Source organism: Brevibacillus nigriterrae (genome assembly GCF_049846925.1).
In the GTDB taxonomy this organism is placed as follows: domain Bacteria; phylum Bacillota; class Bacilli; order Brevibacillales; family Brevibacillaceae; genus Brevibacillus_H.
The window spans coordinates 42,145-65,439 of record NZ_JBNCMT010000019.1 but is presented as its reverse complement, the minus strand read 5'-3'; the positions used below and the strand labels follow the sequence as shown (position 1 = coordinate 65,439).

At 44.7% G+C, this 23,295-nt stretch carries 29 protein-coding genes and 1 other annotated feature; of the genes, 1 reads left to right on the top strand and 28 read right to left on the bottom strand.

The window, feature by feature from the left end; all coding sequences use genetic code 11:
* Nucleotides 1-9: 9 nt before the first annotated feature.
* From ACPW7N_RS15155 to metG, 17 genes are all read right to left on the bottom strand, one after another.
* A complete protein-coding gene (locus ACPW7N_RS15155; RefSeq protein ID WP_425651941.1) occupies nt 10-240 on the bottom strand; it encodes an anti-sigma-F factor Fin in 231 nt (76 codons plus the stop codon).
* An 84-nt stretch (nt 241-324) separates the two neighbouring features.
* Nucleotides 325-888 carry an aminoacyl-tRNA hydrolase gene (gene pth / locus ACPW7N_RS15150; RefSeq protein WP_425651940.1) on the bottom strand — a complete coding sequence of 188 codons (564 nt, stop codon included), beginning with the start codon at nt 886-888 and terminating at the stop codon, nt 325-327.
* Between the two features lie 151 nt (nt 889-1,039).
* Nucleotides 1,040-1,663, bottom strand: coding sequence for a 50S ribosomal protein L25 (locus tag ACPW7N_RS15145; RefSeq protein ID WP_425651939.1), 624 nt, complete (start codon nt 1,661-1,663; stop codon nt 1,040-1,042).
* Nucleotides 1,664-1,758: 95 nt separating this feature from the next.
* On the bottom strand, nt 1,759-2,709 hold the full coding sequence (locus ACPW7N_RS15140; RefSeq protein ID WP_425651938.1) for a ribose-phosphate diphosphokinase: 951 nt from the start codon (nt 2,707-2,709) through the stop codon (nt 1,759-1,761).
* Nucleotides 2,710-2,728: 19 nt separating this feature from the next.
* Nucleotides 2,729-4,114, bottom strand: a complete 1,386-nt coding sequence (gene glmU, locus ACPW7N_RS15135) for a bifunctional UDP-N-acetylglucosamine diphosphorylase/glucosamine-1-phosphate N-acetyltransferase GlmU (protein ID WP_425651937.1) — start codon at nt 4,112-4,114, stop codon at nt 2,729-2,731.
* Nucleotides 4,115-4,408: 294 nt separating this feature from the next.
* Nucleotides 4,409-4,696 (bottom strand): septation regulator SpoVG, encoded by a 288-nt coding sequence (spoVG, locus tag ACPW7N_RS15130; protein ID WP_425651979.1) that lies wholly within the window; start codon nt 4,694-4,696, stop codon nt 4,409-4,411.
* A 115-nt stretch (nt 4,697-4,811) separates the two neighbouring features.
* The gene (locus ACPW7N_RS15125) at nt 4,812-5,195 is read right to left on the bottom strand and encodes a RidA family protein (RefSeq protein ID WP_425651978.1); all 384 of its coding nucleotides are present in this window, start codon (nt 5,193-5,195) and stop codon (nt 4,812-4,814) included.
* A 39-nt stretch (nt 5,196-5,234) separates the two neighbouring features.
* Nucleotides 5,235-6,056, bottom strand: a complete 822-nt coding sequence (gene purR, locus ACPW7N_RS15120; RefSeq protein ID WP_425651936.1) for a pur operon repressor — start codon at nt 6,054-6,056, stop codon at nt 5,235-5,237.
* A gap of 61 nt (nt 6,057-6,117) precedes the next feature.
* On the bottom strand, nt 6,118-6,996 hold the full coding sequence (ispE, locus tag ACPW7N_RS15115; protein ID WP_425651935.1) for a 4-(cytidine 5'-diphospho)-2-C-methyl-D-erythritol kinase: 879 nt from the start codon (nt 6,994-6,996) through the stop codon (nt 6,118-6,120).
* A gap of 202 nt (nt 6,997-7,198) precedes the next feature.
* Entirely contained in the window at nt 7,199-7,711 is a 513-nt protein-coding gene (locus ACPW7N_RS15110) for a hypothetical protein (RefSeq protein WP_425651934.1), read from the bottom strand.
* Between the two features lie 153 nt (nt 7,712-7,864).
* Nucleotides 7,865-8,056 (bottom strand): small, acid-soluble spore protein, alpha/beta type, encoded by a 192-nt coding sequence (locus tag ACPW7N_RS15105; protein ID WP_425651933.1) that lies wholly within the window; start codon nt 8,054-8,056, stop codon nt 7,865-7,867.
* Nucleotides 8,057-8,135: 79 nt separating this feature from the next.
* The gene (gene veg / locus ACPW7N_RS15100) at nt 8,136-8,408 is read right to left on the bottom strand and encodes a biofilm formation stimulator Veg (protein WP_425651932.1); all 273 of its coding nucleotides are present in this window, start codon (nt 8,406-8,408) and stop codon (nt 8,136-8,138) included.
* A gap of 201 nt (nt 8,409-8,609) precedes the next feature.
* Nucleotides 8,610-9,500, bottom strand: a complete 891-nt coding sequence (gene rsmA, locus ACPW7N_RS15095) for a 16S rRNA (adenine(1518)-N(6)/adenine(1519)-N(6))-dimethyltransferase RsmA (RefSeq protein ID WP_425651931.1) — start codon at nt 9,498-9,500, stop codon at nt 8,610-8,612.
* Nucleotide 9,501: 1 nt separating this feature from the next.
* A complete protein-coding gene (gene rnmV, locus ACPW7N_RS15090; RefSeq protein ID WP_425651930.1) occupies nt 9,502-10,068 on the bottom strand; it encodes a ribonuclease M5 in 567 nt (188 codons plus the stop codon).
* 121 nt (nt 10,069-10,189) lie between these two features.
* A complete protein-coding gene (locus ACPW7N_RS15085) occupies nt 10,190-11,218 on the bottom strand; it encodes a ubiquitin-like domain-containing protein (protein ID WP_425651929.1) in 1,029 nt (342 codons plus the stop codon).
* Nucleotides 11,219-11,576: 358 nt separating this feature from the next.
* Entirely contained in the window at nt 11,577-12,344 is a 768-nt protein-coding gene (locus ACPW7N_RS15080) for a TatD family hydrolase (RefSeq protein WP_425651928.1), read from the bottom strand.
* A gap of 18 nt (nt 12,345-12,362) precedes the next feature.
* Nucleotides 12,363-14,414 carry a methionine--tRNA ligase gene (gene metG, locus ACPW7N_RS15075; protein ID WP_425651927.1) on the bottom strand — a complete coding sequence of 684 codons (2,052 nt, stop codon included), beginning with the start codon at nt 14,412-14,414 and terminating at the stop codon, nt 12,363-12,365.
* A 256-nt stretch (nt 14,415-14,670) separates the two neighbouring features.
* Nucleotides 14,671-14,923, bottom strand: a binding site (T-box leader).
* Between the two features lie 444 nt (nt 14,924-15,367).
* On the opposite strand from metG, the gene ACPW7N_RS15070 reads away from it, so the two are divergent.
* Nucleotides 15,368-15,631, top strand: a complete 264-nt coding sequence (locus tag ACPW7N_RS15070) for an AbrB/MazE/SpoVT family DNA-binding domain-containing protein (RefSeq protein WP_425651926.1) — start codon at nt 15,368-15,370, stop codon at nt 15,629-15,631.
* A gap of 33 nt (nt 15,632-15,664) precedes the next feature.
* Here ACPW7N_RS15070 and rsmI read toward each other — a convergent pair whose 3' ends face one another.
* The 11 genes from rsmI to ACPW7N_RS15015 form a co-directional block, all read right to left on the bottom strand.
* A complete protein-coding gene (gene rsmI, locus ACPW7N_RS15065) occupies nt 15,665-16,537 on the bottom strand; it encodes a 16S rRNA (cytidine(1402)-2'-O)-methyltransferase (protein WP_425651925.1) in 873 nt (290 codons plus the stop codon).
* Nucleotides 16,530-16,844: a GIY-YIG nuclease family protein gene (locus ACPW7N_RS15060; RefSeq protein WP_425651924.1), complete on the bottom strand. Its 315-nt coding sequence runs from the start codon at nt 16,842-16,844 to the stop codon at nt 16,530-16,532. The genes rsmI and ACPW7N_RS15060 overlap by 8 nt, the downstream gene beginning before the upstream one ends.
* Nucleotides 16,798-17,565, bottom strand: a complete 768-nt coding sequence (locus ACPW7N_RS15055; protein ID WP_425651923.1) for a tRNA1(Val) (adenine(37)-N6)-methyltransferase — start codon at nt 17,563-17,565, stop codon at nt 16,798-16,800. The genes ACPW7N_RS15060 and ACPW7N_RS15055 overlap by 47 nt, the downstream gene beginning before the upstream one ends.
* Before the next feature lie 118 nt (nt 17,566-17,683).
* The gene (yabA, locus tag ACPW7N_RS15050) at nt 17,684-18,052 is read right to left on the bottom strand and encodes a DNA replication initiation control protein YabA (protein ID WP_425651922.1); all 369 of its coding nucleotides are present in this window, start codon (nt 18,050-18,052) and stop codon (nt 17,684-17,686) included.
* Between the two features lie 45 nt (nt 18,053-18,097).
* Nucleotides 18,098-18,901: a PSP1 domain-containing protein gene (locus ACPW7N_RS15045; protein WP_425651921.1), complete on the bottom strand. Its 804-nt coding sequence runs from the start codon at nt 18,899-18,901 to the stop codon at nt 18,098-18,100.
* 3 nt (nt 18,902-18,904) lie between these two features.
* Entirely contained in the window at nt 18,905-19,885 is a 981-nt protein-coding gene (gene holB, locus ACPW7N_RS15040) for a DNA polymerase III subunit delta' (RefSeq protein WP_425651920.1), read from the bottom strand.
* A 12-nt stretch (nt 19,886-19,897) separates the two neighbouring features.
* Nucleotides 19,898-20,344, bottom strand: coding sequence for a YaaR family protein (locus ACPW7N_RS15035; RefSeq protein ID WP_425651919.1), 447 nt, complete (start codon nt 20,342-20,344; stop codon nt 19,898-19,900).
* Between the two features lie 41 nt (nt 20,345-20,385).
* Nucleotides 20,386-20,715, bottom strand: a complete 330-nt coding sequence (locus ACPW7N_RS15030) for a cyclic-di-AMP receptor (RefSeq protein WP_425651918.1) — start codon at nt 20,713-20,715, stop codon at nt 20,386-20,388.
* Between the two features lie 29 nt (nt 20,716-20,744).
* Nucleotides 20,745-21,374, bottom strand: coding sequence for a dTMP kinase (tmk, locus tag ACPW7N_RS15025; RefSeq protein ID WP_425651917.1), 630 nt, complete (start codon nt 21,372-21,374; stop codon nt 20,745-20,747).
* A 38-nt stretch (nt 21,375-21,412) separates the two neighbouring features.
* On the bottom strand, nt 21,413-22,885 hold the full coding sequence (locus tag ACPW7N_RS15020; protein WP_425651977.1) for an aminotransferase class I/II-fold pyridoxal phosphate-dependent enzyme: 1,473 nt from the start codon (nt 22,883-22,885) through the stop codon (nt 21,413-21,415).
* A 195-nt stretch (nt 22,886-23,080) separates the two neighbouring features.
* Nucleotides 23,081-23,263 carry a sigma factor G inhibitor Gin gene (locus ACPW7N_RS15015; RefSeq protein ID WP_425651916.1) on the bottom strand — a complete coding sequence of 61 codons (183 nt, stop codon included), beginning with the start codon at nt 23,261-23,263 and terminating at the stop codon, nt 23,081-23,083.
* Between the last annotated feature and the right edge of the window lie 32 nt (nt 23,264-23,295).

Here is a 23,295-nt window from a genome sequence, read left to right as displayed (position 1 = left end):
CCTTCGTTCTTATTGGAGCGGGTTGCCGACTAACGATAATTCCGGATGCTGATCCAATGCATCCAGACAATAGTCACATAAAATCCGGATTACCGTGTCCCCGCCTTGTTCTTTGGATATTATATGTTGACGTTCTTCTGGGGTCAAGGAATTGAGTCCTAATTGGTCTTCTGAGACATCAGAGCGAGTAATCTCACCAATTGTCATCCCACAACAACGGCATTCATAGCGATAACTCATTGTTAGCCACCCCCATCCATTCTTTACATGACTAGTATGTACGAATTTCTGGGGGAAAATACTAATGGTGCCTGTTCACAGTACTTATGCAGGATTATATTTGTTCATGACATTGATAAAACTTTCCGTCATCCACGCAGAAGCAGCATCTGTTGCAACTTCAATCGCCTGATTGATTTCTCCTTGATCTGCCTTCGAAAATCCACCTAGCACGTAATCACTCACACTTCTGCCTGATTCCGGTCGATCAATGCCGATCTTGATTCTCTTAAATTCTTGCGTTCCCAGGTGGGCAATCAACGATTTAATCCCGTTGTGTCCTCCTGCGCTGCCTTTTGCTCGAAGGCGCAGCTTTCCGACAGGTAAATCCAAATCATCGAATATCACTAGGATATCCTCATGGCTCAACTTGTAGAACTTTAAAATTTCTGCGACAGATTCTCCTGACAAGTTCATGTAGGTTTGCGGCTTTACAAGGAGGACTTTTTGCATGTTAATCCTGCCTTCCCCGACAATTGCCCGAAACTTCTGTTGTCCCACAGGGATGTTCCATTTTTCACTAATTTTATCTATGGTCATAAACCCGACATTATGTCTTGTATCTTCATATTTTTTGCCGGGATTCCCCAGTCCAATAATCACTTTCACGAAAAACTCCTCCAAACCGTTTGTCACTAAACCCCTTTCCTTTCATTCTACATGAACAAATACGATGCGTAAAATGCTCGCCCTGTATGTGGTCTGAGTGAAAATAAAAAAAGTGCACCCTTTTTCCTCTGGTGCACTTACATAACGGAAGCTATACGGTTTTGGCTTGCTCCACTGGAGAATCAGCAGTTTCTGCGACGGCTTCAGCAGCACCTTCCGCATTTTCAGCTTCCCCTGTTTTCACTTTCGGAACTAATACACTAACGATTACCTCTAATTCATCCAAGCCTACATCGATGTTCGGGCCAATTGACAGATCCTTCACAAGAACAACATCACCAATTTGCAACCCTTCGACATCGACTGTGAAGGATTCCGGTATTTCCATTGGCAAGCACGAAATCTCGATACTATGCCGAACAAGTGAAGCAATTCCGTACTCCGGGTCACCAATCAGATGAATGGGAACGGACGTATGTACCTTTTCATTCATATTAATTTGTTTGAAGTCTGCATGCTGAAGATTTCCCTGAACCGGATGGCGTTGCAATTCATACACCATCACATTATGTTCTTTTCCATTCACACTCAAAATGAACGGAAGATTCGTCGATTGATGTCGCAAAGCTTGATCTAAATCTTTCGCCTTTATTTTCAGCGGGAGATTCGATACTTCCGTTCCGTAAATAACAGCAGGAATCCACCCATTGCGTCGGAGCTGTTTATTCACGTTGCCTTCTCCAGATTCACGAGTATACGCTTGAATCGTACGCACAACAAAAAACCCCCTCGACATACTAGAAATTCCTTCTTTTCTAGCTTGTCCATATGAGGGGGTTTTGAACCAACGATCACTACATTCCGGTGATATTAGTCGAATAATTTACTTACAGACAGTTCTTCATGTACACGAATAATGGCTTCACCAATGATTGGTGCTACAGAAAGAACCTTGATTTTGTCGATTAATTTATCTTCAGTCATTGGGATTGAGTTTGTAACAACCAACTCACGGATTTTGGAGTTAGCAATACGCTCAATAGCAGGACCGGACAATACCGGGTGTGTGCAGCATGCATAAACATCACGTGCACCTGCTTCTACCAATGCACTTGCTGCCAATGAAATAGTTCCTGCCGTATCAATAATGTCGTCAATAATAATAGCTGTTTTACCTTCGATATTACCAACAATGTTCATTACTTCGGCAACGTTTGGCTCTGGACGGCGTTTGTCGATAATGGCAATCGGAGCTTCCAGACGCTCAGCCAATTTACGTGCACGGGTTACACCGCCATGATCAGGTGAAACGACAACGATATCTTTCAAGCCTTTTTCACTAAAGTAATTAGCCAGGATTGGCACCCCAAGCAAATGATCGACCGGGATATCGAAGAAGCCCTGGATTTGAGTAGCGTGTAAATCCATCGTGATCAGGCGATGAGCGCCTGCAGTCTCGATCAGATTTGCTACCAGTTTAGCTGTGATCGGATCACGAGCACGTGCTTTGCGATCTTGACGAGCATACCCATAGTAAGGGATAACCACATTAATACTCTTGGCAGAAGCACGCTTCAACGCATCAACCATGACAAGGAGTTCCATCAGGTTTTCATTAACTGGAGCACTAGTTGGTTGGATAACGAACACGTCACATCCACGGACACTTTCATTCAATTTGATTTGGCATTCACCATCACTGAAGCGTACTGCTGAAGCGTTTCCGAGCGGCAATCCGATGTGCTCAGCGATCTCGCGAGAAAGTTCTGGATTCGCATTACAAGTAAATACCTTCAGTTTTGGATCGCGGTAATTAGCCATTATCTTAAGAGACCTCCCGTTATTTATCCTTGTTGTGCTTACGAGGCATTTTTGCCGCGTAGCCTGGTTTATTGACTTGGCGTTCCCTAGCTATAGCAAGTGCATCATCTGGGACATCTTGATTGATTGTTGAGCCGGCAGCAATGTATGCTCCTTTACCAACCTGAACCGGAGCAACCAAATTCGTGTTGCAACCGACAAAAGAATGGTCACCGACAATGGTTTTGTGCTTTACCGCACCGTCATAATTTACAGTTATCGTTCCACAGCCAATGTTTACACCTTCGCCAATTTCCGCATCGCCAACATAGCTCAAATGAGGTACTTTGGTTCCTTTACCCAGCTTGGCGTTTTTCAACTCGACAAAATCGCCAACCTTCACTTGAGGACCAATGTGGCTTCCCGGTCTTACATAAGCGTAAGGGCCGACTGTAGCTTTTTCTTCAACAATGGATTCTACTAAAACTGAGTAAGTAATCGATACGTCATCTTTCACTACTACATTACTCAAATCAGTTTGCGGGCCAATAACACAGTTAGCGCCAATCTCCGTATTTCCACGAAGAATGGTTCCTGGGTAAAGAAGCGTGTCAGAACCGATGATTACCCCTGATTCAATATATGTTGAGGCCGGATCAATAATCGTAACTCCGTTGCGCATATGGTTCTCATTAATTCTCTTGCGCATGTAAGCTTCCGCTTGGGAAAGCTGCACACGATCATTAACACCCATCGTCTCGTCCGGGTCTTTGGAAACAAATGCAGTTACTTTTTCGCCTGCTTCACGCAGTATACCAACACAATCCGTTACGTAATACTCCCCTTGAACATTGTTGTTCTGAACCTGGGATAGTGCGTGCAAGAGTTTTTGGTTGTCAAAACAGTAGATACCTGTGTTGATTTCCGTAATGGCTCTTTCTTCTTGTGTAGCATCCTTGTGTTCAACGATTCGCAATACTTCCCCGACTTCATTTCGGACCATTCGTCCATATCCGGAAGGGTCGCTTAAAGTAGCAGTCAAAACGGTTGCAGCAGAATCTTGTTGCTCATGGAATCGCAAAAGCTCCGTCAAAGTCTCTTGGGATAAAAGTGGTACATCCCCGTAAAGAATAAGAGTCGTCCCTTGCTTTTCTTCCAGGAACGGAACCGCTTGCAATACCGCATGTGCAGTACCTAACTGTTGGGCTTGAAGTGCATAAGAGACCCTGTCGCCTATCGTCTCTTTCACTGCCTCCGCCCCGTGGCCAACAACAACGACAATGTCTTGTACCTGCATGTTCTCCAGCGTATCTACCACATGTTGTACCATTGGTTTTCCGCATACAGGATGAAGAACTTTATACAGCTTCGACCTCATTCGCGTGCCCTGTCCGGCAGCGAGAACGACGGCATGTATTGTAGACATGATTAACCTCCAGCATATAAGTTCCATCATGACTATATCTTAATCGTATGGTGATTTCAAGAGAAGGCGAGTGATTTTCATGGACAAAATTGATGTGTTTTTTTGCCTTCATTCCATATTTATGCTGATAACAACCGAATCGGAACAAAACGGTTGTAACCGTTTTGTTGACCGCAAGCGGTCAAATCTACTTTTATGAAAAACGTCGAGACGTTTTTCACCACGGTTGTAACCGTTTTGTTAAATAAAAAAACACTAGGACAATTTTTATCCTAGTGTTCTGCGGTTATAGAATTAAGCACCAGCTTCAACTTGTGCTTCTTCTTCCAACCCCACTCGATCGTATTCGGCCAGTACCGCTTGCTGGATTTTTTCACGAGTTGTGGAAGAAATTGGATGAGCGATATCACGGAATTCGCCATCAGGTGTACGTTTGCTTGGCATAGCTACAAACATGCCATTGTTGCCATCAATCACGCGAATGTCATGAACAACAAATTCATGGTCAATCGTAATTGATGCAATTGCTTTCATTCTTCCATCCGTGTTTACTCGGCGGAGTCTTACGTCTGTTACTTCCATCATGTTCACTCCCTTTATCTATATAAGGCTTATCTACCTATTTCCACATGATGGTTAATTAATCCTTCTGAATATGTGAAAATTTGTAAAACAATTGGATATTTTTATTTAATTCCTAACCGATATATGCAATTACTTCGATTTCCACCTGAACATCTCTTGGAAGACGCGCTACTTCAACAGTGGAACGAGCCGGGCGATGGTCACCAAAATAGTGAGCATACACCTCGTTCAAACGAGCAAATTCATTCATATCTTTAATAAACACAGTTGCTTTCACAACGTGTTGCAGGGAAGCACCCGCTTCTTCTAAGATCGACTGCAAGTTGGCAAATACTTGATGAGTTTGCTCTACGATATCACCCGTAACCAGGCTTCCATCTGATTTGAGCGGGATTTGTCCAGATGTATACAAAAATGGTCCAACCTTGGTTGCTTGTGAATAAGGGCCAATTGCCGCAGGAGCTTTATCAGTAGAAACATAAGAAATTTGACTCATCATGATCGAACTTCCCTTCCGTTTAAGAAATAGATGCTGTTAGCGATTGAAATAGCTGCCAAGCTCAATTTCAATTTGCTTTTCTTTCACATCAACGTCTTGCAGCCTAGCCAAGGAAATATATTCCTCTACAAGGCGATCCGATACATCTGCTGTCTCAACCAGCACTCCGCAGCCAACCACTGTTGCCTGGAACTCCTGCAACAAGTCGATCATGCCACGGATAGTTCCGCCCGCTTTCATGAAGTCGTCCACAATCAATACACGAGATTGTTCGGCGAGCGCACGTCTGGCAAGCGACATCGTTTGAATGCGCTTACTTGAGCCAGAGACATAGTTAATACTAACGACCGATCCTTCTGTGACCTTGTTGTCCCGACGAACAATGACGACAGGTACATTAAGGTACGTAGCAGTTGCATAAGCAAGTGGAATACCTTTTGTTTCCACAGTCATGACGACTTCGACATCCTTGTCAGCAAATGCCGATGCAAACAACTTCCCGATCTTTCCGAGCGTCTTTGGATTACCGAGAATGTCTGACATATACAGATATCCTCCTGGTAACAATCGCTCTGGTTTCTCGAGTTGGGTAATCAACTCTTTCATAAATTGGCTTGCCTGCTCTGCACTTGTTCGAGGGATAAACTTCACCCCGCCGGCAGCGCCTGCCACCGTCTTCAAAATCCCTACGCCTTCGCTTTCAAATGCCTCTTTGATGATCGACAAGTCTTCACTGATGGATGACTTCGCTGAACCGTACTCTTCCGAAAACATCGTAAGCGGGATTAAGGTATGAGGGTGTGCAAGCAGGTACTGCGTCATATCCACCAAACGTGCGCTTCTGCGCATTTTCTTCATCCTAGAATCCTCCAAACAAAATCCGAATATTATGTTGTTAATTTATCATTTATGTACGGATTTACGCAAGTATTTCTGCTTCTGCCATGCCTAACATTCGCACAACGTATACATCTTTTACAAAACCACGCAAGGCATTATAAATCCGGTGAACTTTTGCCTCTTTTTGAACCAGGGCATAAACGGTTGGGCCACTTCCGGACATCAATACTCCATCCGCACCTGATTCCAGCATCAATTGCTTGATCTGCCTCACTTGCGGATACTTTTGCAGTGTGACATTCTCCAATACATTTCCTAATGAATAAGCCATTGCCCAGAAATTTTGTTCTTCAATCGCACGTAGCATCGCTTTCGTATTGGGATGATTTGTTATTTCCTGAACGCGAAGATTGCCGTACACATCTACTGTTGACACTCCGATAGGCGGTTTGGCTAAAACAACCCAGCAAGGTGCAGGAGATGATAAATGCGTAATTAGCTCTCCCCTCCCTTTGGCTAAAGCTGTTCCGCCGTACACACAAAACGGAACATCTGAACCGATCTGAGCGCCTATCTCTGCCAATTCATCCAATGACAGATTAAGGTCCCACAATTTATTTAATCCTCGCAACGTCGCAGCTGCATCGCTGCTTCCTCCTGCCAAACCTGCCGCTACAGGGATTTGTTTATCGATATGAATCCGCACACCCTTTTGAACGTTATACAGCTCTTTGAGAAGCTTGGCGGCTTTGTATGCATGGTTACGAATGTCGTCCGGCACAAAACTGGCAGAGCAATCAAGTGTGATCTCATCATGTTCAAGCAATGTTAGATCCACCCGATCAGCTAGATCAACAGTAGTCATGATCATCTCCACCTCATGATAACCGTCGGGCCGCTTGGAGAGTACGTCCAACGTTAAGTTAATTTTGGCTGGCGCTTTGACTGAGATCCGCACCGTCTTCACCTCTGTCTTAACAATTCTAATTCCCTATTCTATCATAGGCAGAATCATCCATGCCAGTTATTACATCAACCACATTTCGTTAAGGAAATTACGAGATCATTTACCCAGACAATCTGGAAATTCTCACCGTGGTTTTCCCCGCTATAAATGCAAAAAACGACCCTTTTCAGGATCGTAATGCGTAACTGTCCGATCAAACGTGAAAGTCCCTGCTTTTCTTACTACTAATGTACAGATAACCGGCTGCAATGAGAATGATGGCAATAGTAGATTGTCCCAAAAAATTAAATCGGAGGATAGACTCCAGAGTAAATATGGCAAAGAAAAGTAACGATGAACTGCCGAGGATGAATACTGGAATAAGCAACCACTTGTTGCGTCCGCCAAACCAATAGAATTCAAGCAATCCAAAAGCTACTGCCAAAGGAAAGCCTGGCCACAAGTACGCCCAAAGGTCAAACAGCATGGAAAATTGGCATACAACCCCCGCTACAAGCAATATCCCCCCTGGAATTAACAACCCTGCACTCTTTCGCTTGGTGACAACAAAGTACAACCAATGAAATAAAAGGCCGAGTGGTATCATAAACAGTGTTGGCCAAAAATAAGTAAATACAACTCCCGGGTCGATGAAATCGCTTTTGCTTGTTAAAAGAAATGCTCCCAGCAAAATAAGCAAAAATCCCCCAACAACATTCCTGTCCATGATAACCTCCTGTATGCACCATCTTATTATTTCATCGTACTTCATGTATCATCGCACCTCAATTGTCCCGAAGAAGGAGAACGCCTCCTGCTTAAGACGGATACAGCAGAAAATAAAAAAGCCAGGGAGACTTTTCCCCGGCTTCCTTGTCTGTCAACGAGTTCCATTGGTGTTTTGCTTGGCTAACGCTTCTTCGGCTATCTGGATTGCCCTTTTCACGAGATTACCTGCATCACGAGTGGTGATACCTCCCCACCCGTCCTGTTTGACCGTCTCGTAAATTCCTAGATCCTTGGCGAGCTCCATTTTGAACTGATCCGACATAATACCGCGTCTGCGACCCATTGCTTCACAGCCCCCTTCCTCGTTGACAAGAATAGTATGCGCCAACTTGGCAAAACAAAAACAGTAGAGCCAATTGGCTCTACTGTTGAATGAAGGTAATCCTGATGTGTTCTTCGTCACGACAAACTGTCAACTCTACTGTCTCCGTCAAAATATCAGCATAGCTATAAGAGACACGCTCAAACAGTTGATCGTCATCAAGCTTGACAACAAATACAGAAGGGTAAGTTTCTTCGAGGATGCCCGTCCGCTCGACGGTCTTACGGCGACCACCATTGGCTTTCAACAGGATGCGTTCACCAATGTGAAGGTCTAAACTGCGTTTAATATCTAGTAACGCGTTTCTGGCCATCTTGTATTATCCACCTCGCTTGTTTCTATTATAACAGTCTACTGTTAGTGTGTCAAATAAATTTAAAATTATAGCAACCAAATTCACTTTTTGTCAACGACTATTTTTTCAGTGATTTTGTTGAAATATGCCTATAATAAGGCAAAAACACACCTTTCTTTACGCAACACAGGGATTATGTACGTAAAAGGTGTGTTTTTCTTATTTTCCTAGTAAAGCAGCAAAAGAATTTGACAGTTTAGCAAACTCTTCTATAGATAATGTTTCTCCTCGTCTTGAAGGATCGATTCCAGTAGCCTCCAGCGCCTTCAAAACAATATCCTTCTGATCCTTGCTTACCAGATTACTTGTGAGATTATTCAATAGAGTTTTCCTGCGTTGTCCGAAACTTGCTCGTACCACACGGAAAAACAATTCTTCATTTTCCACATGAACAGCGGGCTGTTCACGAATCGACAACTTCAATACAGCAGAATCAACATTTGGCTTCGGCACAAAAACACTGGCTGGAACAATCATCGCTATTTCCGCATGGGCATAAAATTGTGCAGCGACACTTAGCGAGCCATAATCTTTCGTACCCGGTTTGGCAGCAATCCGATCCGCAACTTCTTTCTGGATCATAACAACAATATGCTGCAAGGGGAGCTGTTCCTCTAACAGTTTCATCAGAATTGGACTTGTCACGTAGTACGGCAGATTGGCCACAACACTAATTTGTTGATACCCGTCCAATTTCTCTTTGATTAACTCACTTAAATGTAATTTGAGTACATCTCCATGGACGACTTCTACATTGTCATACGGGGAAAGCGTGTCCTGAAGAATCGGCAACAGTCGCTGGTCAATTTCAATCGCCATTACTTTCCCTGCTGCTCGGCACAGTTGCTCCGTTAACGCACCGATCCCCGGGCCAATTTCAATAACAGCTTTCTCTTTGGTTAGTTCCGCCGCTCCTACAATATTATGCAGGATATTGGTATCTACCAGAAAGTTCTGTCCCAAACTCTTCTTGAACGAGAATCCATACTTCTCTAGAATCTGTTTCGTTCGGGTCGGTGTGGCAATATCTTTTTGTTCGATGAACGTCACACTAAAGCCCTCCCTTCTCCAGTTTGCTAATGGCATCAAGGAACTCTTTGCGAGAGATCTGGAACTGGTTCAGCCTTCTGTGCATTTGTTGTGCATTCGCATACCCGATGCCGAGGATTTCTCCCAGTTTCATTCTGCGTTCCTTTGCTTGTGGATGAGCAGTCAACCCTGCCTCTACAACGTCGTGAAATGATATCTCATCTTCCTGTTCCAGCATCTCTGTCCTCACTTCTGACAGCGCACGGATGATTACTTCTGGCGTAGCGTTCTCTACCCCTACATCTCCTTTTTTCAAGCCATCTTCCTGCGTGATAAAGGCATGCTTGCATCCAGGTACAGCCTTGCTGATAATTTTGCGGATGCGCTCTCCCGGATAATCGGGATCAGTAAAAATGATGACCCCCCGTTTTTCCTGGGCAAGGCGAATTTTGCGAATCGTATATTCGTTAATAGCTGATCCACCAGTTTCAATTGTATCTGCTCGAACAGCACGTTTGATTGCGGCTGTATCATCTCTACCTTCAACAACAATAACCTCTTTTATTTTTTTCAGAGACTGATCTTTCATTCCTATCGTTCATCCTTTTGGGGTATTTATCTTTGAGGTGAAATTATCCATCAGCTTACCATATCTTCAGGCAAAGCAAAAGACAGGAGGGTTTCCTCCTGCCTTTTACCAGTTTGGGTTCTTATGGTTTATTCGGCCCGATAATATAAACGGTCCTTCCACGTTTGCGGCCAAACTGAATTGCTTCCGATTCACTGCCAAAGAAAACATCGATTTTGTTTCCTTTCACAGCTCCCCCCGTATCCTCCGCACGACGATATCCAATTCCGTCGATGTATACCCACCAACCCATTGGAATCACGTTCGGATCAACGGCAATCGTTCTTCCTGCTGATGCTTTTGTTCCTGAGGCGGTTCTCGTTCCTACTGCTGGAGAATACGCTGTTAGGCTCACATTCTTCAGCACCTGTTTGGCACGGACAACTTTACCACCACGAGAGATAGAAGCAGCAGCAACAGATTGTTTTTGACCTGTCCCGACCAGAAGTACCTGATCCTGTTTCGGGTTGACAACTTCCCGCTTCACCAGTTCACGTGTTACTTCCTTGCCATTTTCCAATGACACCTTGTAATGCACTAACACTTTCCCTGGTTGCCCTTTTCGCAGGATACGCGTCTGACCTTTTGTCAGAGATGCGTCGGCTTTGCGAATTTCCTGAAAAGGAACATCTTCTTGCACTTGTACGACTTTTTCGTCTAAGCGACTAATCGTAATTTTTGTATCCTTCGAAATCGTCGATGTTAAAGCAGGTTGAACCTTGTCTTGTTTCCTGAGGGTAATCCCAGCATCTGCTAGTACACTAGCTACGTCTCGTTTTATTGTATGTACCATTTTTGTCTGTCCATCAAAATGGACAGGCACAGCCCAGCTCGTTTGCAATTGGATAGTCATAGATTCTTCAAGAGTTGTCGTAGCTTGAGGTGTTAAGATATCGTTGGTGAGCACAGTAATTTTCTGCTCATCAAGGAAATCCTCGACCGTTTCCGCTTGCGTCTCATATGTCTTGGTAACGCCATCAACCGTTAGCGTTATGTGCTTTGGCTGGTTAGCTAGGATAAAGAAGAAGCTTGCAACAGATAACGTGAGTAAGGCAATCCCCACAGTGAGGATTAACGCCTTGCGCGTCACCCATATCTTGCCAATCTCCATTTTCCACACTCCTTTAACAAAGCCGTCTCGATTTTATGCTACTTTTGTCCTTTTGTCAAATTCCCTCCTCAAAAGTCAAGGTACAAATTGTGCTAAATTGCAGACAGGTTAGCTATTAAACTAACAGATCTGCTTTGTAAAATGATAGGTTCTTCTTGTCGATATGCATGTCGTTTATGTTCTTTTTCGTTCGACAAAAGAGACATAAAGACAATTCATTTGGAAAAGCTGCACCTTTTCATGGTATGCAATGCACATATGAGGTATTACTGATTTCACAAAATTGTGATAAATAACTTGAAATGTATAAATAAAACGCCCCCACAACTGGATGCGGGGGCGCAAGATCTTTGAATTGCTATGGCAACTTGAATAAGCGTTTGGCATTTTCTGTAGTAATTTGGGCCATTTCCTCATAACTGAGATCGTGAAGATTGGCCATTTCCTCGGCAACATATCGTACGTAACCCGTTTCATTGCGTTTCCCCCTGAAGGGATGCGGTGTCAGATATGGACAATCCGTCTCGATCAGCAACCGATCTAATGGAACTTTGCTGGCGACCTCTTTGGGTGTCTTGGCATTTTTGAAAGTCAACGGCCCGCCAAAGGAGATATAGAAATTCATATTCAGAGCAAGCTTTGCTGTCTCCCAACTTCCTGAGAAGCAGTGCATGATTCCACCTACTTCTGCGGCCTTTTCTTCACGCAAAATCTGAATAATATCCTGATGTGCATCACGATTATGAATGATGATCGGCATATTCAGTTTGCGAGCGAGACGGATTTGCTTGCGAAATACTTCTGCCTGAACATCCTTGGGCGAAGTATCCCAATAATAATCGAGACCCATTTCCCCGAGTCCAACTACTTTCGGATGACGACTCAATTCTTCAATCCATTCGAGATCAGCGTCAGTCATATCTTTCGCATCTTGTGGGTGCCATCCTACAACAGCGTAAATGAAGTCATACTTCTCTGCGAGCTCAAGGCAAGTAGGAATGGTTTCACGGTTAAAACCGATATTTACAATGGTGGAAACCCCATTCTCACGAGCACGCTCAATAACTTCATCACGATCTTCGTCAAATTCTTTGGCATTCAAGTGTGCGTGCGTATCAATTAACAAATGGATTCCCTCCTTTCCTTACTTCACAATCGCTCCGTTAGGCATGCTCGGATCAACAGTGGCAAGTGTAAGTTCTTCCCCATGGGATGCGGCAAGGATCATGCCTTGAGACATTAGCCCACGAAGCTTAACCGGTTTTAGGTTAGCAACAACAATCACTTTTTTGCCTACCATTTCTTCCGGTTGATAGAATTTCGCAATGCCCGAAACGACTTGACGTTGTTCATATCCCATATCGAGTTGCAGGACAAGCAATTTGTCTGCATTCGGATGCTTCTCGCAAGCCGTTACTTGCCCAACCCGAAGCTCTACTTTGGCGAAATCATCAATCGAGATTTCTTCCTTGGCATCTGCCGGTTTGTTGTTTGCCTCTGCTGGTTGCTCTGTCGTTGGTTGTGCGGCTTGGCTGTCGTTCACGTTTGCCTCTCCCTTCGTTGCCTCTTGTTTCTTCTTGTTTTCTTCTGCTTGCTTACGAGCTTCTGCAGTAGAAGCATCGATATATTCCAGCTCTTTTTCTACTTCCAAACGAGGGTAGAGCACCTCTCCACGAGCAACTTGGGTTCCAGCATGCAGAACTCCCCATGTTTTGCTTGTGTCCCAACCTTGCGCATCGGATTGCCCTGCAATGCCTAGTTGCTCCCAGATTTTTGCCGGAGTTTTCGTCATGAACGGCTGGATGAGGATAGAGATAATGCGAATGCTCTCTGCCAGGTTGTACATAACAGTACCTAGTCGCGCCTGATTTTCTTCTGATTTCGCCAAAGCCCACGGCTGTGTCTCATCGATATATTTATTCGTCCGTCCGATTAGTTCCCAGATGTGAGTGAGTGCATTGCTAAAGCGCATTTCTTCCAGATGATCTTCTACTAAAGAAGCCGTTTTTGTAGCCAGCGCAATTAATTCATCGTCAAATTCACCTGGTTGAATTGGTGCTGGAAGATTGCCTTCGAAGTACTTCTCGATCATAGCGACCGTACGGCTTACCAGGTTGCCCAGATCATTCGCCAAATCAAAATTGAGTCGTTGCACGAAGCTCTCTGGAGTAAATACACCATCTTGCCCAAAAGCAATTTCACGTAGCAAGAAGTAACGAACCCCATCAGAGCCATAACGATCAATCAGGAACTTCGGATCGATCACGTTGCCTTTGGATTTGGACATTTTTCCATCCGGCATTAGCAACCAACCATGACCGAATACTTGAGTCGGCAGCGGAGCGCCAATTGCCATCAAGAGAATCGGCCAATAGATGGTATGGAAGCGCAAGATATCTTTGCCCACGAGATGAACTGCTGGCCAATAGCGCTGATACTTGCTGTCATCTTCAGACAGGTATCCTAATGCGGAAATATAGTTGGTTAACGCATCGATCCATACATAAATGACATGCTCCGGATCACTGGGAACCTTGATTCCCCAGTCAAACGTACTGCGAGACACACTTAAGTCTTGCAGCCCCGGCTTCAGGAAGTTGTTAATCATTTCATTTTTGCGAGATTCCGGCTGAATGAAATTCGGATGTTCCTCAATATATTGAAGCAGTCGATCCTGATAATTGGACATGCGGAAAAAGTAGTTTTTCTCCTTTACTTTCGAAACCGGGCGGCCACAATCCGGACAGAAGAACCCTTTATCTGTCTTCGCTTGTGTCTCCGTCCAGAAAGCCTCGTCTGGTACACAGTAATATCCTTCGTATTCCCCTAGATAGATGTCTCCTTGATCTAACAGACGTTGGAAAATCTTCTGTACCACTTCCTTATGACGATCTTGTGTCGTGCGAATGAAATCATCATAGGAAATATCAAGTTTGTCCCATAAGTCACGAATCCAATCAACAATCGGATCGATAAACTCCAACGGTTGCTTGCCTTCCTGGGCAGCACGCTCTTGCAACTTTTGACCGTGTTCATCCGTCCCTGTTAAGTAGTAAACATCGTAACCTCTCAATCGTTTGTAACGAGCCATGGCATCAGCAGCAATGGTAGTGTATGCGTTACCGATATGCAGCTTATTGCTTGGATAATAAATAGGGGTAGTTATGTAATAGGTTTTGTTGTTTTTGTCGCTCATGTTCCGATCCTCCTTGTGTTGGTTAGTTAAATCAAGTTCAAAAAGGAGGACAAACAGAGCCTCGAAGTTCAAGGCGCGGAAGACCCGAGGCCGACTAGATGCACCAACGTCCTGTTGGAACGTCGGCACTACCACGTCCTGTGGGGCGCAGCAGAGCATCAAGAGCAGCGGAGGGGCAACGCAACGCAGAAATTCGAACGCTATGTTTCCCGGACTTTTTGAACCTCCTTTAAAAATAAAAAAAGACTCAGCCCCTGATTGGGACGAGTCTGTATACCCGTGGTACCACCCAAATTCTCCACCCTTTCACAAGGAATGGACTTGGCAAGTCTTGTCGACTTTTCCTTTAACGCAGGATACGTCATATGTTTACTGACAAGCAGGCACTTGGTTCAGCTCACACACAAAAACTCCGGGGCCATCTTCGACTACCGCATTATACCGGATTCCACCAATTCCGGCTCTCTGCAATAAGCTGGTGAGTCTACTCTTCCCATCATCGTTTGCATCTTTTCACACTTGCTATTATGTACTACGTTATTCATTTATAAACTTACTGTCAAGAGTAAGAAAAACAGGTACAAAAAAGGACAACGTGCGCAATTAAAAATATTTTGTCGAATCGTATAAAGTTTTCGACAAAATAAACTGGTAATTGTCGTTTAAATTTTCTGGTTATTTTCCAGTTTAAATAGCCTTTTTTTGTAAATTATCCCCTTTAATTGTCATATTCACTACTATTTTTTCACGTTTTTTTAATTATAGCAGATTAAATTGCAGTTTTAGTGATAAACACATCCACTAATTCAATAAAATGTAAAAGGAATTATTGACACCATTTGGAATCACTGGTATGATGGGAACATAATAAATTGTCGAATAATGACGATAAAGCGATTATTCGTCAGTCATACAGCTTCAAAATACTTACAAACTGAGAGGGGAAAATGGTAATGAAATCAACTGGTATTGTAAGAAAAGTAGACGAACTTGGTCGTGTAGTTATTCCTATCGAACTTCGCCGTACACTTGGAATCGCTGAGAAAGATGCGTTGGAAATCTATGTTGACGGTGAGCGCATCATCTTGAAAAAATACGAACCAGCTTGTATCTTCACTGGAAATGCTGACAACCTCGTATACTACAAAGGTAAAATGGTTAGCAAAGATGCAGTAAAAGAATTAATGAACATGATCGACAAGTCCATTGTTGAATAAGCTAGATGCAAAAACCCCCGTGTGAACGGGGGTTTATCTATGATATTCATTATATATTTCACGTTTGGGAAGATTGCGGTCCTGCGCCACTTTTTTGATGGCGTCCTTCTGCCCCTCCCCTTGCTCTATGTAGCGTTCGACATGCTCAATCACAGAAAGAGTTTGCCACCAATCCGCTTCGACCTCATCTTCTCCATCCTTCGCTAGATAGCCTTCAACGACGATACAAAATTCTCCCCGTGCTTCACCAGACTCCAGCCATTCGATCAGTTCAGATAAAGACCCTCTGATGAATTCCTCATATCGTTTGGTCAATTCACGAGCGAGAACCGCTTGGCGATCTCCCAGAACCTCTTGCATTCCTTCCAGTGTTTTGCTGATCCGATGCGGTGCTTCATAAAAAATCAGCGTCTCCTGATATTTTTTCACCCGTTCCAATTCAACTCGACGATCTTTCTTATCCCTCGGCAAAAACCCGCAAAACACAAATTTCTCTGTAGGCAAGCCTGATGCGATCAAGGCAGTCAGCGCAGCATTCGCTCCCGGAATCGGGATCACAGGATAGCCCTGGGCAACAGCATCCCTGACAAGTTCAGCACCAGGGTCTGAAATCGCCGGAAGTCCTGCGTCGCTGACTAGTGCGATCTTCTTTCCTTCAGCAAGCCAGTCCAAGAGCCCCTGTCCACTTGCTTCCTTGTTATGCTCATGGTAGCTAACTGTTCGTTTTTCGATTTGGAAGTGGTTTAAAAGCTTCCTGGTTTGCCTGGTATCTTCACAGGCAATCACGTCCACTTCACGCAGTGTTTGCAGTGAACGGACAGTTATATCATCCAGATTTCCGATAGGCGTTGCAACCAGATACAGAGCCCCTTCCTGTGCTGTAGAGAAACTTTGCTGGCTATTCATTGTCATCCCTTCTTTCGACACCGCTGCAAATCAACATTTCTTTTTTCACACGTGCAAGTTTTTTGATCGCTTCTTCTCTTCGCAATCCCCAAGATCTCGTTTCTCCCTCTTCCACGTAGACAACCTCCGCTGGTACGCGACCACGGGTATACTTGGCCGCCTTTCCTTCATTATGCTGCTGAAGGCGTCGTGCTACATTTGTCGTGTAACCCGTGTATAGTGTTCCGTCTGTGCAGCGAAGAATGTACACGAAGTGGCTGTCATGAGAGGGCATCCCGTTTGCCGTAGTATATTTCGTACAATTCATCACAATATTCTTCTCCCTGCTTGTACACAATGAGCGGTGGCTGGATTCGCAGTTCCGGTTTTCCTCCCCGAGAGCCCTCGACAAGAACCATGTTCGGTTCAGCATCCTGTCTCGGGTGAACCAGCCGCATCCGTTTAGGCTCTATCCCATACTGACGCATAAGGGTAACAATATCAATCAGACGGGTTGCCCGATGAACCAATGCCACCTTTCCCCCGTTCTTTAGCAACTGACTGCTAACACGGATGACGTCTTCCAAATTGAGCAAAATCTCGTGTCTGGCAATCGCAAGATGCTCATTTTCATTTTGTTCCCCGCTTGTTGCAGGCATATACGGAGGGTTGCAGGTGACCAGATCGTACTGTCCATATCCAAACTTCAGTGGTGCATCCTTTACATCTCCCAGATGCATCGTAATTCTTGATTCCAGATGATTCAACTGCACGTTTCGCTCTGCCATGTGGTGAAGGCGCGGTTGAATCTCCACTCCGTCAAAGGTAACAAACGGTGATCTCGTACTCATAATCAGTGGAATTGCCCCGTTCCCTGTGCACAGGTCGATCACCTTCCCCCGTTTGGGAACCGAAGCAAAGCGCCCAAGCAACACGGCATCCATCGAAAAACAGAATACTTCATGACTTTGAATGATCTTCAAATCGTGTGTAAGTAAATCATCAATACGTTCCGATTCATAAACAGGAACATCCGCGAATTCCTTCATCGAACCAAAATCCTTTCTCCTAGACGCTATGTTTCCCGGACTTTTTGAACTTCCTCTCAAAAACACTGATAGTAGGGAAAAGCGACCTGCTCCCACTAGGATACAAGTCGCTTCGAATTTACTTATTGTTTGTGCCTGTTAAAAAAGAGAGGCAGAAGAGGCAATCTCCCTCCGTACGCAAGCTGCCGTAGTGAATATTGCAAATATGGAAACCCTCTGCATATAGACGGGCGAGATTGTCGTACCCTTCACCAACGACTTTGTTGTTCTTTTTGTTCGAAGGTTTGTTTTCCGCTTTCTCTTTTTTCGGGGGGGCTTCTTTCTTCGGTTCCAGTCGATTCCTCAGATGCTCATTTTCGACAAGCAATTGGCCGTTCTCTTCAATCAAAGTGACGATTACATTTTTTAACTCGCCAATTTCTTGATAGAGCTCTCCAATTCTCTCCTCAATGCTTGCCATCTTTACGAAGATATCACGCTTTTCCACCAGACCACCCCATCTCCGCTACCAAACCATTGTATTATGCAACGATTACTGTTCGGCTACTATCTCATCAAGACTAAATTCCATTACTCGTTCCACTTCAGCCAAATCAACCTGAACGGAACGATCAAGAATGTTCAGATTAACAACCTTGCCCGCACCCATGGGTGTCACCACTTTGGTACCGATATCCGGCAACTCATCCTTGGCACTTTCATAATGATCGTTTTCGTATTTCAAGCAGCACATCAAACGGCCACACAAGCCAGAAATTTTGGCTGGGTTCAAAGACAGGCTCTGGTCTTTTGCCATTTTGATCGATACTGGCTCAAAATCCCCCAGAAAAGTGGAACAACACAGCATGCGGCCACATGGACCAATGCCACCTAGCATTTTTGCTTCGTCACGAACACCAATCTGTCTTAATTCAATTCTTGTCCGGAATACGGAAGCGAGATCTTTTACCAACTCACGAAAATCAACTCGACCATCTGCCGTAAAGTAGAAGATAATTTTGTTGCGATCAAAAGTGTACTCTACATCTACCAGCTTCATATCCAGTTGGTGTTCCTGAATTTTGGTCTGACATATTTTAAACGCATTCTTTGCTGCGGATTTATTCTCGTCCACCTGTGTAGCATCATTATCATCAGCAATTCGAATCACTTTTTTGAGTGGAAGAACTACGTCATTCTCACTCACTATTTTTTTGCCGATAACAACCTTGCCGTATTCAACCCCTCGAGCCGTCTCTACAATCACAAAACGATCTTGATCGACTGGTAACTGGTCGGGATCGAAATAATATATTTTGCCCGCTTTTTTAAATCGGACACCAACTACCTCGTACAAACTTTATCCCTCCTGGAGTTGAAGAACCAGCCGCTCCAATGTTAATTGCGCATTGGCATTTCGCTCTATCCGATTTCGCGTCTCCATGGCGAACGCAATTCCTTGCATAAGCTCGGCTTGTGTCCATAAGTAAGCCTGTCCTTCTAGCACATCCTTTTGGTCGCTGTTAATGATTCGAGCCTGTCGCCCTACTTGGATATAAAGGAGATCACGCAGCCAAAGGATGAACAAATCCAGAAACAGAGGCAGCTCCTCTTTCACTCTATCATTCTTGGTAAACAAATCTTGTATCGTAAACAGCGCAAGCGAACTCCGCTGTTTTATTTCCTTCACTAATTGTATCACTATATTTCGAAGCTGTGCAAACCATTCTGATTGGCTTAATTCCCTTGCATCATCCAATTGTACCGTTATTTGGGATGCCGCTTGCGCAAGGCCGGGTGATACCCCTAGTTGAATAAGCTGATTAGCAATAAATTCAGGAGATAATGGCGAAAACGAGATGGTTTGGCACCTAGAAAGAATTGTGGGAAGAATCGTATGATTGTTTTCCGTTAGCAAAAGTGCAATCACTCCTGCTGGCGGCTCCTCCAGAAATTTAAGCAAACTGTTTGCTGCCTGAGTCGTCATTTTATCAACGTGTTCGATAATATAAACCTTGTGTTTCGATTCCAACGAACGCATCGTCATCTCTTTTTGCAGCGCACGAATCTGATCGATTTTCAGAGATGCTCCGTCTGGAGACAAAGGGATCACGTCCGGATGATTACCTGTTTCAATTCGATGGCAATTCAGGCACTCGCCGCATGCATCATGTTCTTGATGTAAACAGAAAAGAGACTGGGCAAGGTGTATCGCTATTTGTTTCTTGCCACAGCCTCTTGGACCAACAAACAGGTAGGCATGGGCAAGGCGGTTATTGCGCAGGCTTCCTGACAATATTTCTGCCACGCGAACTTGCTCTGTAAAAGTACTCCACGTCATATGCGTTCACACCTAAAAGTAGAGATTAATCAATAGCCCTCGAATTTCGCCAATTCGAGCCAAGAGGTCAATGGTTGGTGCTTGTTCTGACAGCAATTCTTCTGCCAACTGCAAAAGTTGTCCGTCTACTTCCTTAATAATCTTGTACAAGCGGCTTCTGCCCCGGCGATTCGTACCTCTCCGATCTTCGAGAGCAACGCCAAACTTGACGGCTTCCTCCATGAACCGCTTGACCAGACTTTTATATTGATAGAAGTCACGCACGGATCGAGAGCGTGCCAGAACCTGCCCCTGTCTCTCGATATCGCTCAATAATTGATTGAGACGATCATGAGTAAGGCGGTCTCCTTCTCCTTTGACCAAATCGCCAAAGCTGATTTTGTCGAGCTGTACATTTTTGCGTAAATCTGTATTTCGCAATGGATCGAAGTTTGGTCGCATTCCGTCTCCAATTTTCATCGGCTCACCCCCTGCGTGACTTAATGTAGTACGTACATCCTCTAATAGGAATGGAACTGTTCAACATCCAGGACAAATACGGCTGCTCCCCCCACCTGAACTTCCAGTGGATAGGGCATAAACGTGTCAACTGCACTTCCGAGCGGAGAAACGGGTGTAACCATTTGTTTGCGCGATTTGCAACTGTGCTGAATTAGATCGATCACCTCTGGGACACGTTCATCTTCCGTGCCAACAAGAAAAGTCGTATTACCTGCACGTAAAAAGCTGCCCGTACTTGCCAGTTTGGTAGCACGGAATCCTTTTTTCACAAGCATTTGGGACAAGCGTCCACTATCCTTGTCTTGTACAACGGCGATCACCATTTTCATCGCTTTCCACCCTTTCTGCTCAGCTTAGATCATTTTTTGGCACCGTGCCAATCATAAAAATCTGCCAATATTTCTTGCGTGACTTCCTCAACGCTGCGTGCTGCATTCACTACTCGGAAACGTTCAGGGCTTTGTTCGGCCAATTCCAGGAACCCTGCACGAACACGCTCATGGTAAGCTTCGCCCTTTTGCTCGATCCGATCCAGTTCATTTCTAGCCTGCAAGCGATTCTTGCCTTCCTGTACCGGCACATCAAGCAAGTACGTGCGGTCAGGAGTTAATCCTCCTGTTGCAAAACGGTTGATGTGAGATACCTTTTGTGTCGGTACGCCCAAACCATAGCCCTGATATGCGACGCTGGCATCTACGTAACGATCACAAATGACGATTTTGCCGTTCTCCAACGCCGGTTTAATCACCTCATGAACATGCTGGGCACGAGCGGCGGCATAAAGCAGCACTTCCGTTGCATCCGCCATTTCACGATGAGCTGGGCTGAGAATGATCTCTCTGACCTTGTCACTAATCGGTGTGCCACCTGGCTCTCTGGTAACTAGTACGTCATACCCTTTGTTCTGCAATGCTTCCACGATTGCTTTGACCTGAGTTGTTTTCCCTGCTCCATCTGGTCCTTCAACGGTAATAAAAAATCCCTGCATGTGATTGTATCCTCCATTTCTGTGAAACGTCCCGATGTTTATCGGATAACTTGGATCGTTCGTAGCCCTGGGTCACTTGCACCTTGAAAACGTACCCTACCAGTCGCCATTTCCTGAAGCAATGAAATGACGTGACCATCGATCCTTTCACCAGGTACAAGCAAGGGAATTCCAGGAGGATAAGGGATCACCATTTCTGCAGCAATCCTTCCTTCAGCATGCACTAGTGGTATTGACGTCTTCGGCAAATTGTTTGCTTCATAGATAGGGATAAGCTGTTCTCGCAAAAACGTAGATGCGAGTAAGCCGGGTTCGAATATGGTATCTGCTTCTGTGAGCGGTATGGGATGTAGTCCTCTACACACTTGCCATACACTTTCGACATCCGCTTGTGAAGTTCCTGTTGATGCAGCCAGAAGTACGTGGTTCCGGTCAATTAATTCAGGAAAAATTCGTTCTTTCTCCAAATAAGACTGCAGCTCATATCCTGCCATCTCCCTTGTGTTCAGGAAAAGCAGGAGCTTGAATGGATCAAGTGTAGTATAGGCTTTTCCCTCTTGTAAAACGGATAGTCTAAGCCAGGGGAGCGTGCCTAACGCATCTTTTAACCATTCGAGGCGAGGGAGCACCCGATCTATTTCCTTCGCTCCCTCTATCACCATATGCCGTCTTGCCAAATCAAGTGAAGCCATCAATGGATAAGACGGACTGGAAGATTGAATCATGCCGAGCACTTGGGAGAGCCGATCCCGATTGATTCGTGAACCTTGAATATGCAGCATCGAAGACATTGTCATCGAAGTCCCCATTTTATGCGTTGATTGTACAGATGCATCAGCACCGCATTGCATGGCGGAAGGAGGGAGGGCAGGATGAAACCCAAAGTGTGCCCCATGAGCCTCGTCCACCAAAAGAGGAATCCCGAATTTATGTACAGTTGCAGCCATTTTGGCCAAATCAATTCCCATCCCGTAATAGTTCGGATTGGTGAGAAACACGGCTTTGGCATCTGGATGCTGTAGGAGCGTACGTTCTACGTCTTCTCTTCGCAAGCCTGTGGCAATCCCTGTTATCACATCCACTGCTGGTACAATGAAGATTGGCTCTGCCCTTGCCAGGATGAGCGCATTGAACACCGATTTGTGGCAATTTCGCTGGACGATGATTTTATTACCCGGTTGACAGACTGTCATGACCAAAGCAATGTTTCCTACCGTACTGCCACCGATAAGAAATCTGGTTTCTTCTGCTCCGTATGCTTCGGCAGCAAGCTGCTGGGCTTGGGCAATCACTCCTTCTGGTTGATGCAGGTCATCTGTACCTGAAATCTCTGTCAAATCAATGGAAAGAATGGATTGATATATATCTTTACCCGCACGATCAAAACTGTTACCCATTTTATGACCAGGTACATGAAAAGGATGCGGGTGGAACCTGGCATGCTGAGTCAATGCTTCAAACAGCGGAGCTTGCAGTTGCCTCTCCGGATTCCTCTCTTCTCTCTCAACCATTTTTGGCACTTCCTCTCCCCGATAAATCACGATCTGTCATATGCTTATATTATTGATAGTAGTAGAAAAATCAGCATCAGCCAAGCCTTTCGATCAGGATAAACTTTATACAAGCAAAAGGGCATTTGCTTTTTGCAGCAAATGCCTCTTTGTACGTATGTGATTGGTTACCTACCTTTACCAAAGCAACTGGGATTACGCATTTTTGCGTAGCCAGATTTGCCTCATTTGCTTAATAAAGAAGGGATACTTTTCGTCCTGGACATCTGTCTTGACCATTTCTTGTTCACAGGAATGACAAATGAACTGATCGCAGATGGCTATTCCGGCGATATGTGTTTCCCCGCAGACGATACAATTCTGAACAGGCCTTTCCATCGTTCACGCCACCTTTTTCCACGATATACCAA

Bases quoted from the DNA above. Each gene is read 5' to 3' on its own strand.
- ACPW7N_RS15155 (WP_425651941.1), bottom strand. From the start codon at position 240: ATGAGTTATCGCTATGAATGCCGTTGTTGTGGGATGACAATTGGTGAG.
- ACPW7N_RS15140 (WP_425651938.1), bottom strand. From the start codon at position 2,709: ATGGCTAATTACCGCGATCCAAAACTGAAGGTATTTACTTGTAATGCG.
- glmU (WP_425651937.1), bottom strand. From the start codon at position 4,114: ATGTCTACAATACATGCCGTCGTTCTCGCTGCCGGACAGGGCACGCGA.
- spoVG (WP_425651979.1), bottom strand. From the start codon at position 4,696: ATGGAAGTAACAGACGTAAGACTCCGCCGAGTAAACACGGATGGAAGA.
- ACPW7N_RS15125 (WP_425651978.1), bottom strand. From the start codon at position 5,195: ATGAGTCAAATTTCTTATGTTTCTACTGATAAAGCTCCTGCGGCAATT.
- purR (WP_425651936.1), bottom strand. From the start codon at position 6,056: ATGAAGAAAATGCGCAGAAGCGCACGTTTGGTGGATATGACGCAGTAC.
- ACPW7N_RS15110 (WP_425651934.1), bottom strand. From the start codon at position 7,711: ATGGACAGGAATGTTGTTGGGGGATTTTTGCTTATTTTGCTGGGAGCA.
- ACPW7N_RS15105 (WP_425651933.1), bottom strand. From the start codon at position 8,056: ATGGGTCGCAGACGCGGTATTATGTCGGATCAGTTCAAAATGGAGCTC.
- veg (WP_425651932.1), bottom strand. From the start codon at position 8,408: ATGGCCAGAAACGCGTTACTAGATATTAAACGCAGTTTAGACCTTCAC.
- rnmV (WP_425651930.1), bottom strand. From the start codon at position 10,068: ATGAAAGATCAGTCTCTGAAAAAAATAAAAGAGGTTATTGTTGTTGAA.
- ACPW7N_RS15085 (WP_425651929.1), bottom strand. From the start codon at position 11,218: ATGGAGATTGGCAAGATATGGGTGACGCGCAAGGCGTTAATCCTCACT.
- metG (WP_425651927.1), bottom strand. From the start codon at position 14,414: ATGAGCGACAAAAACAACAAAACCTATTACATAACTACCCCTATTTAT.
- ACPW7N_RS15070 (WP_425651926.1), top strand. From the start codon at position 15,368: ATGAAATCAACTGGTATTGTAAGAAAAGTAGACGAACTTGGTCGTGTA.
- rsmI (WP_425651925.1), bottom strand. From the start codon at position 16,537: ATGAATAGCCAGCAAAGTTTCTCTACAGCACAGGAAGGGGCTCTGTAT.
- ACPW7N_RS15060 (WP_425651924.1), bottom strand. From the start codon at position 16,844: ATGAATTGTACGAAATATACTACGGCAAACGGGATGCCCTCTCATGAC.
- ACPW7N_RS15055 (WP_425651923.1), bottom strand. From the start codon at position 17,565: ATGAAGGAATTCGCGGATGTTCCTGTTTATGAATCGGAACGTATTGAT.
- holB (WP_425651920.1), bottom strand. From the start codon at position 19,885: ATGACGTGGAGTACTTTTACAGAGCAAGTTCGCGTGGCAGAAATATTG.
- ACPW7N_RS15035 (WP_425651919.1), bottom strand. From the start codon at position 20,344: ATGAAAATTGGAGACGGAATGCGACCAAACTTCGATCCATTGCGAAAT.
- ACPW7N_RS15030 (WP_425651918.1), bottom strand. From the start codon at position 20,715: ATGAAAATGGTGATCGCCGTTGTACAAGACAAGGATAGTGGACGCTTG.
- tmk (WP_425651917.1), bottom strand. From the start codon at position 21,374: ATGCAGGGATTTTTTATTACCGTTGAAGGACCAGATGGAGCAGGGAAA.
- ACPW7N_RS15020 (WP_425651977.1), bottom strand. From the start codon at position 22,885: ATGGTTGAGAGAGAAGAGAGGAATCCGGAGAGGCAACTGCAAGCTCCG.
- ACPW7N_RS15015 (WP_425651916.1), bottom strand. From the start codon at position 23,263: ATGGAAAGGCCTGTTCAGAATTGTATCGTCTGCGGGGAAACACATATC.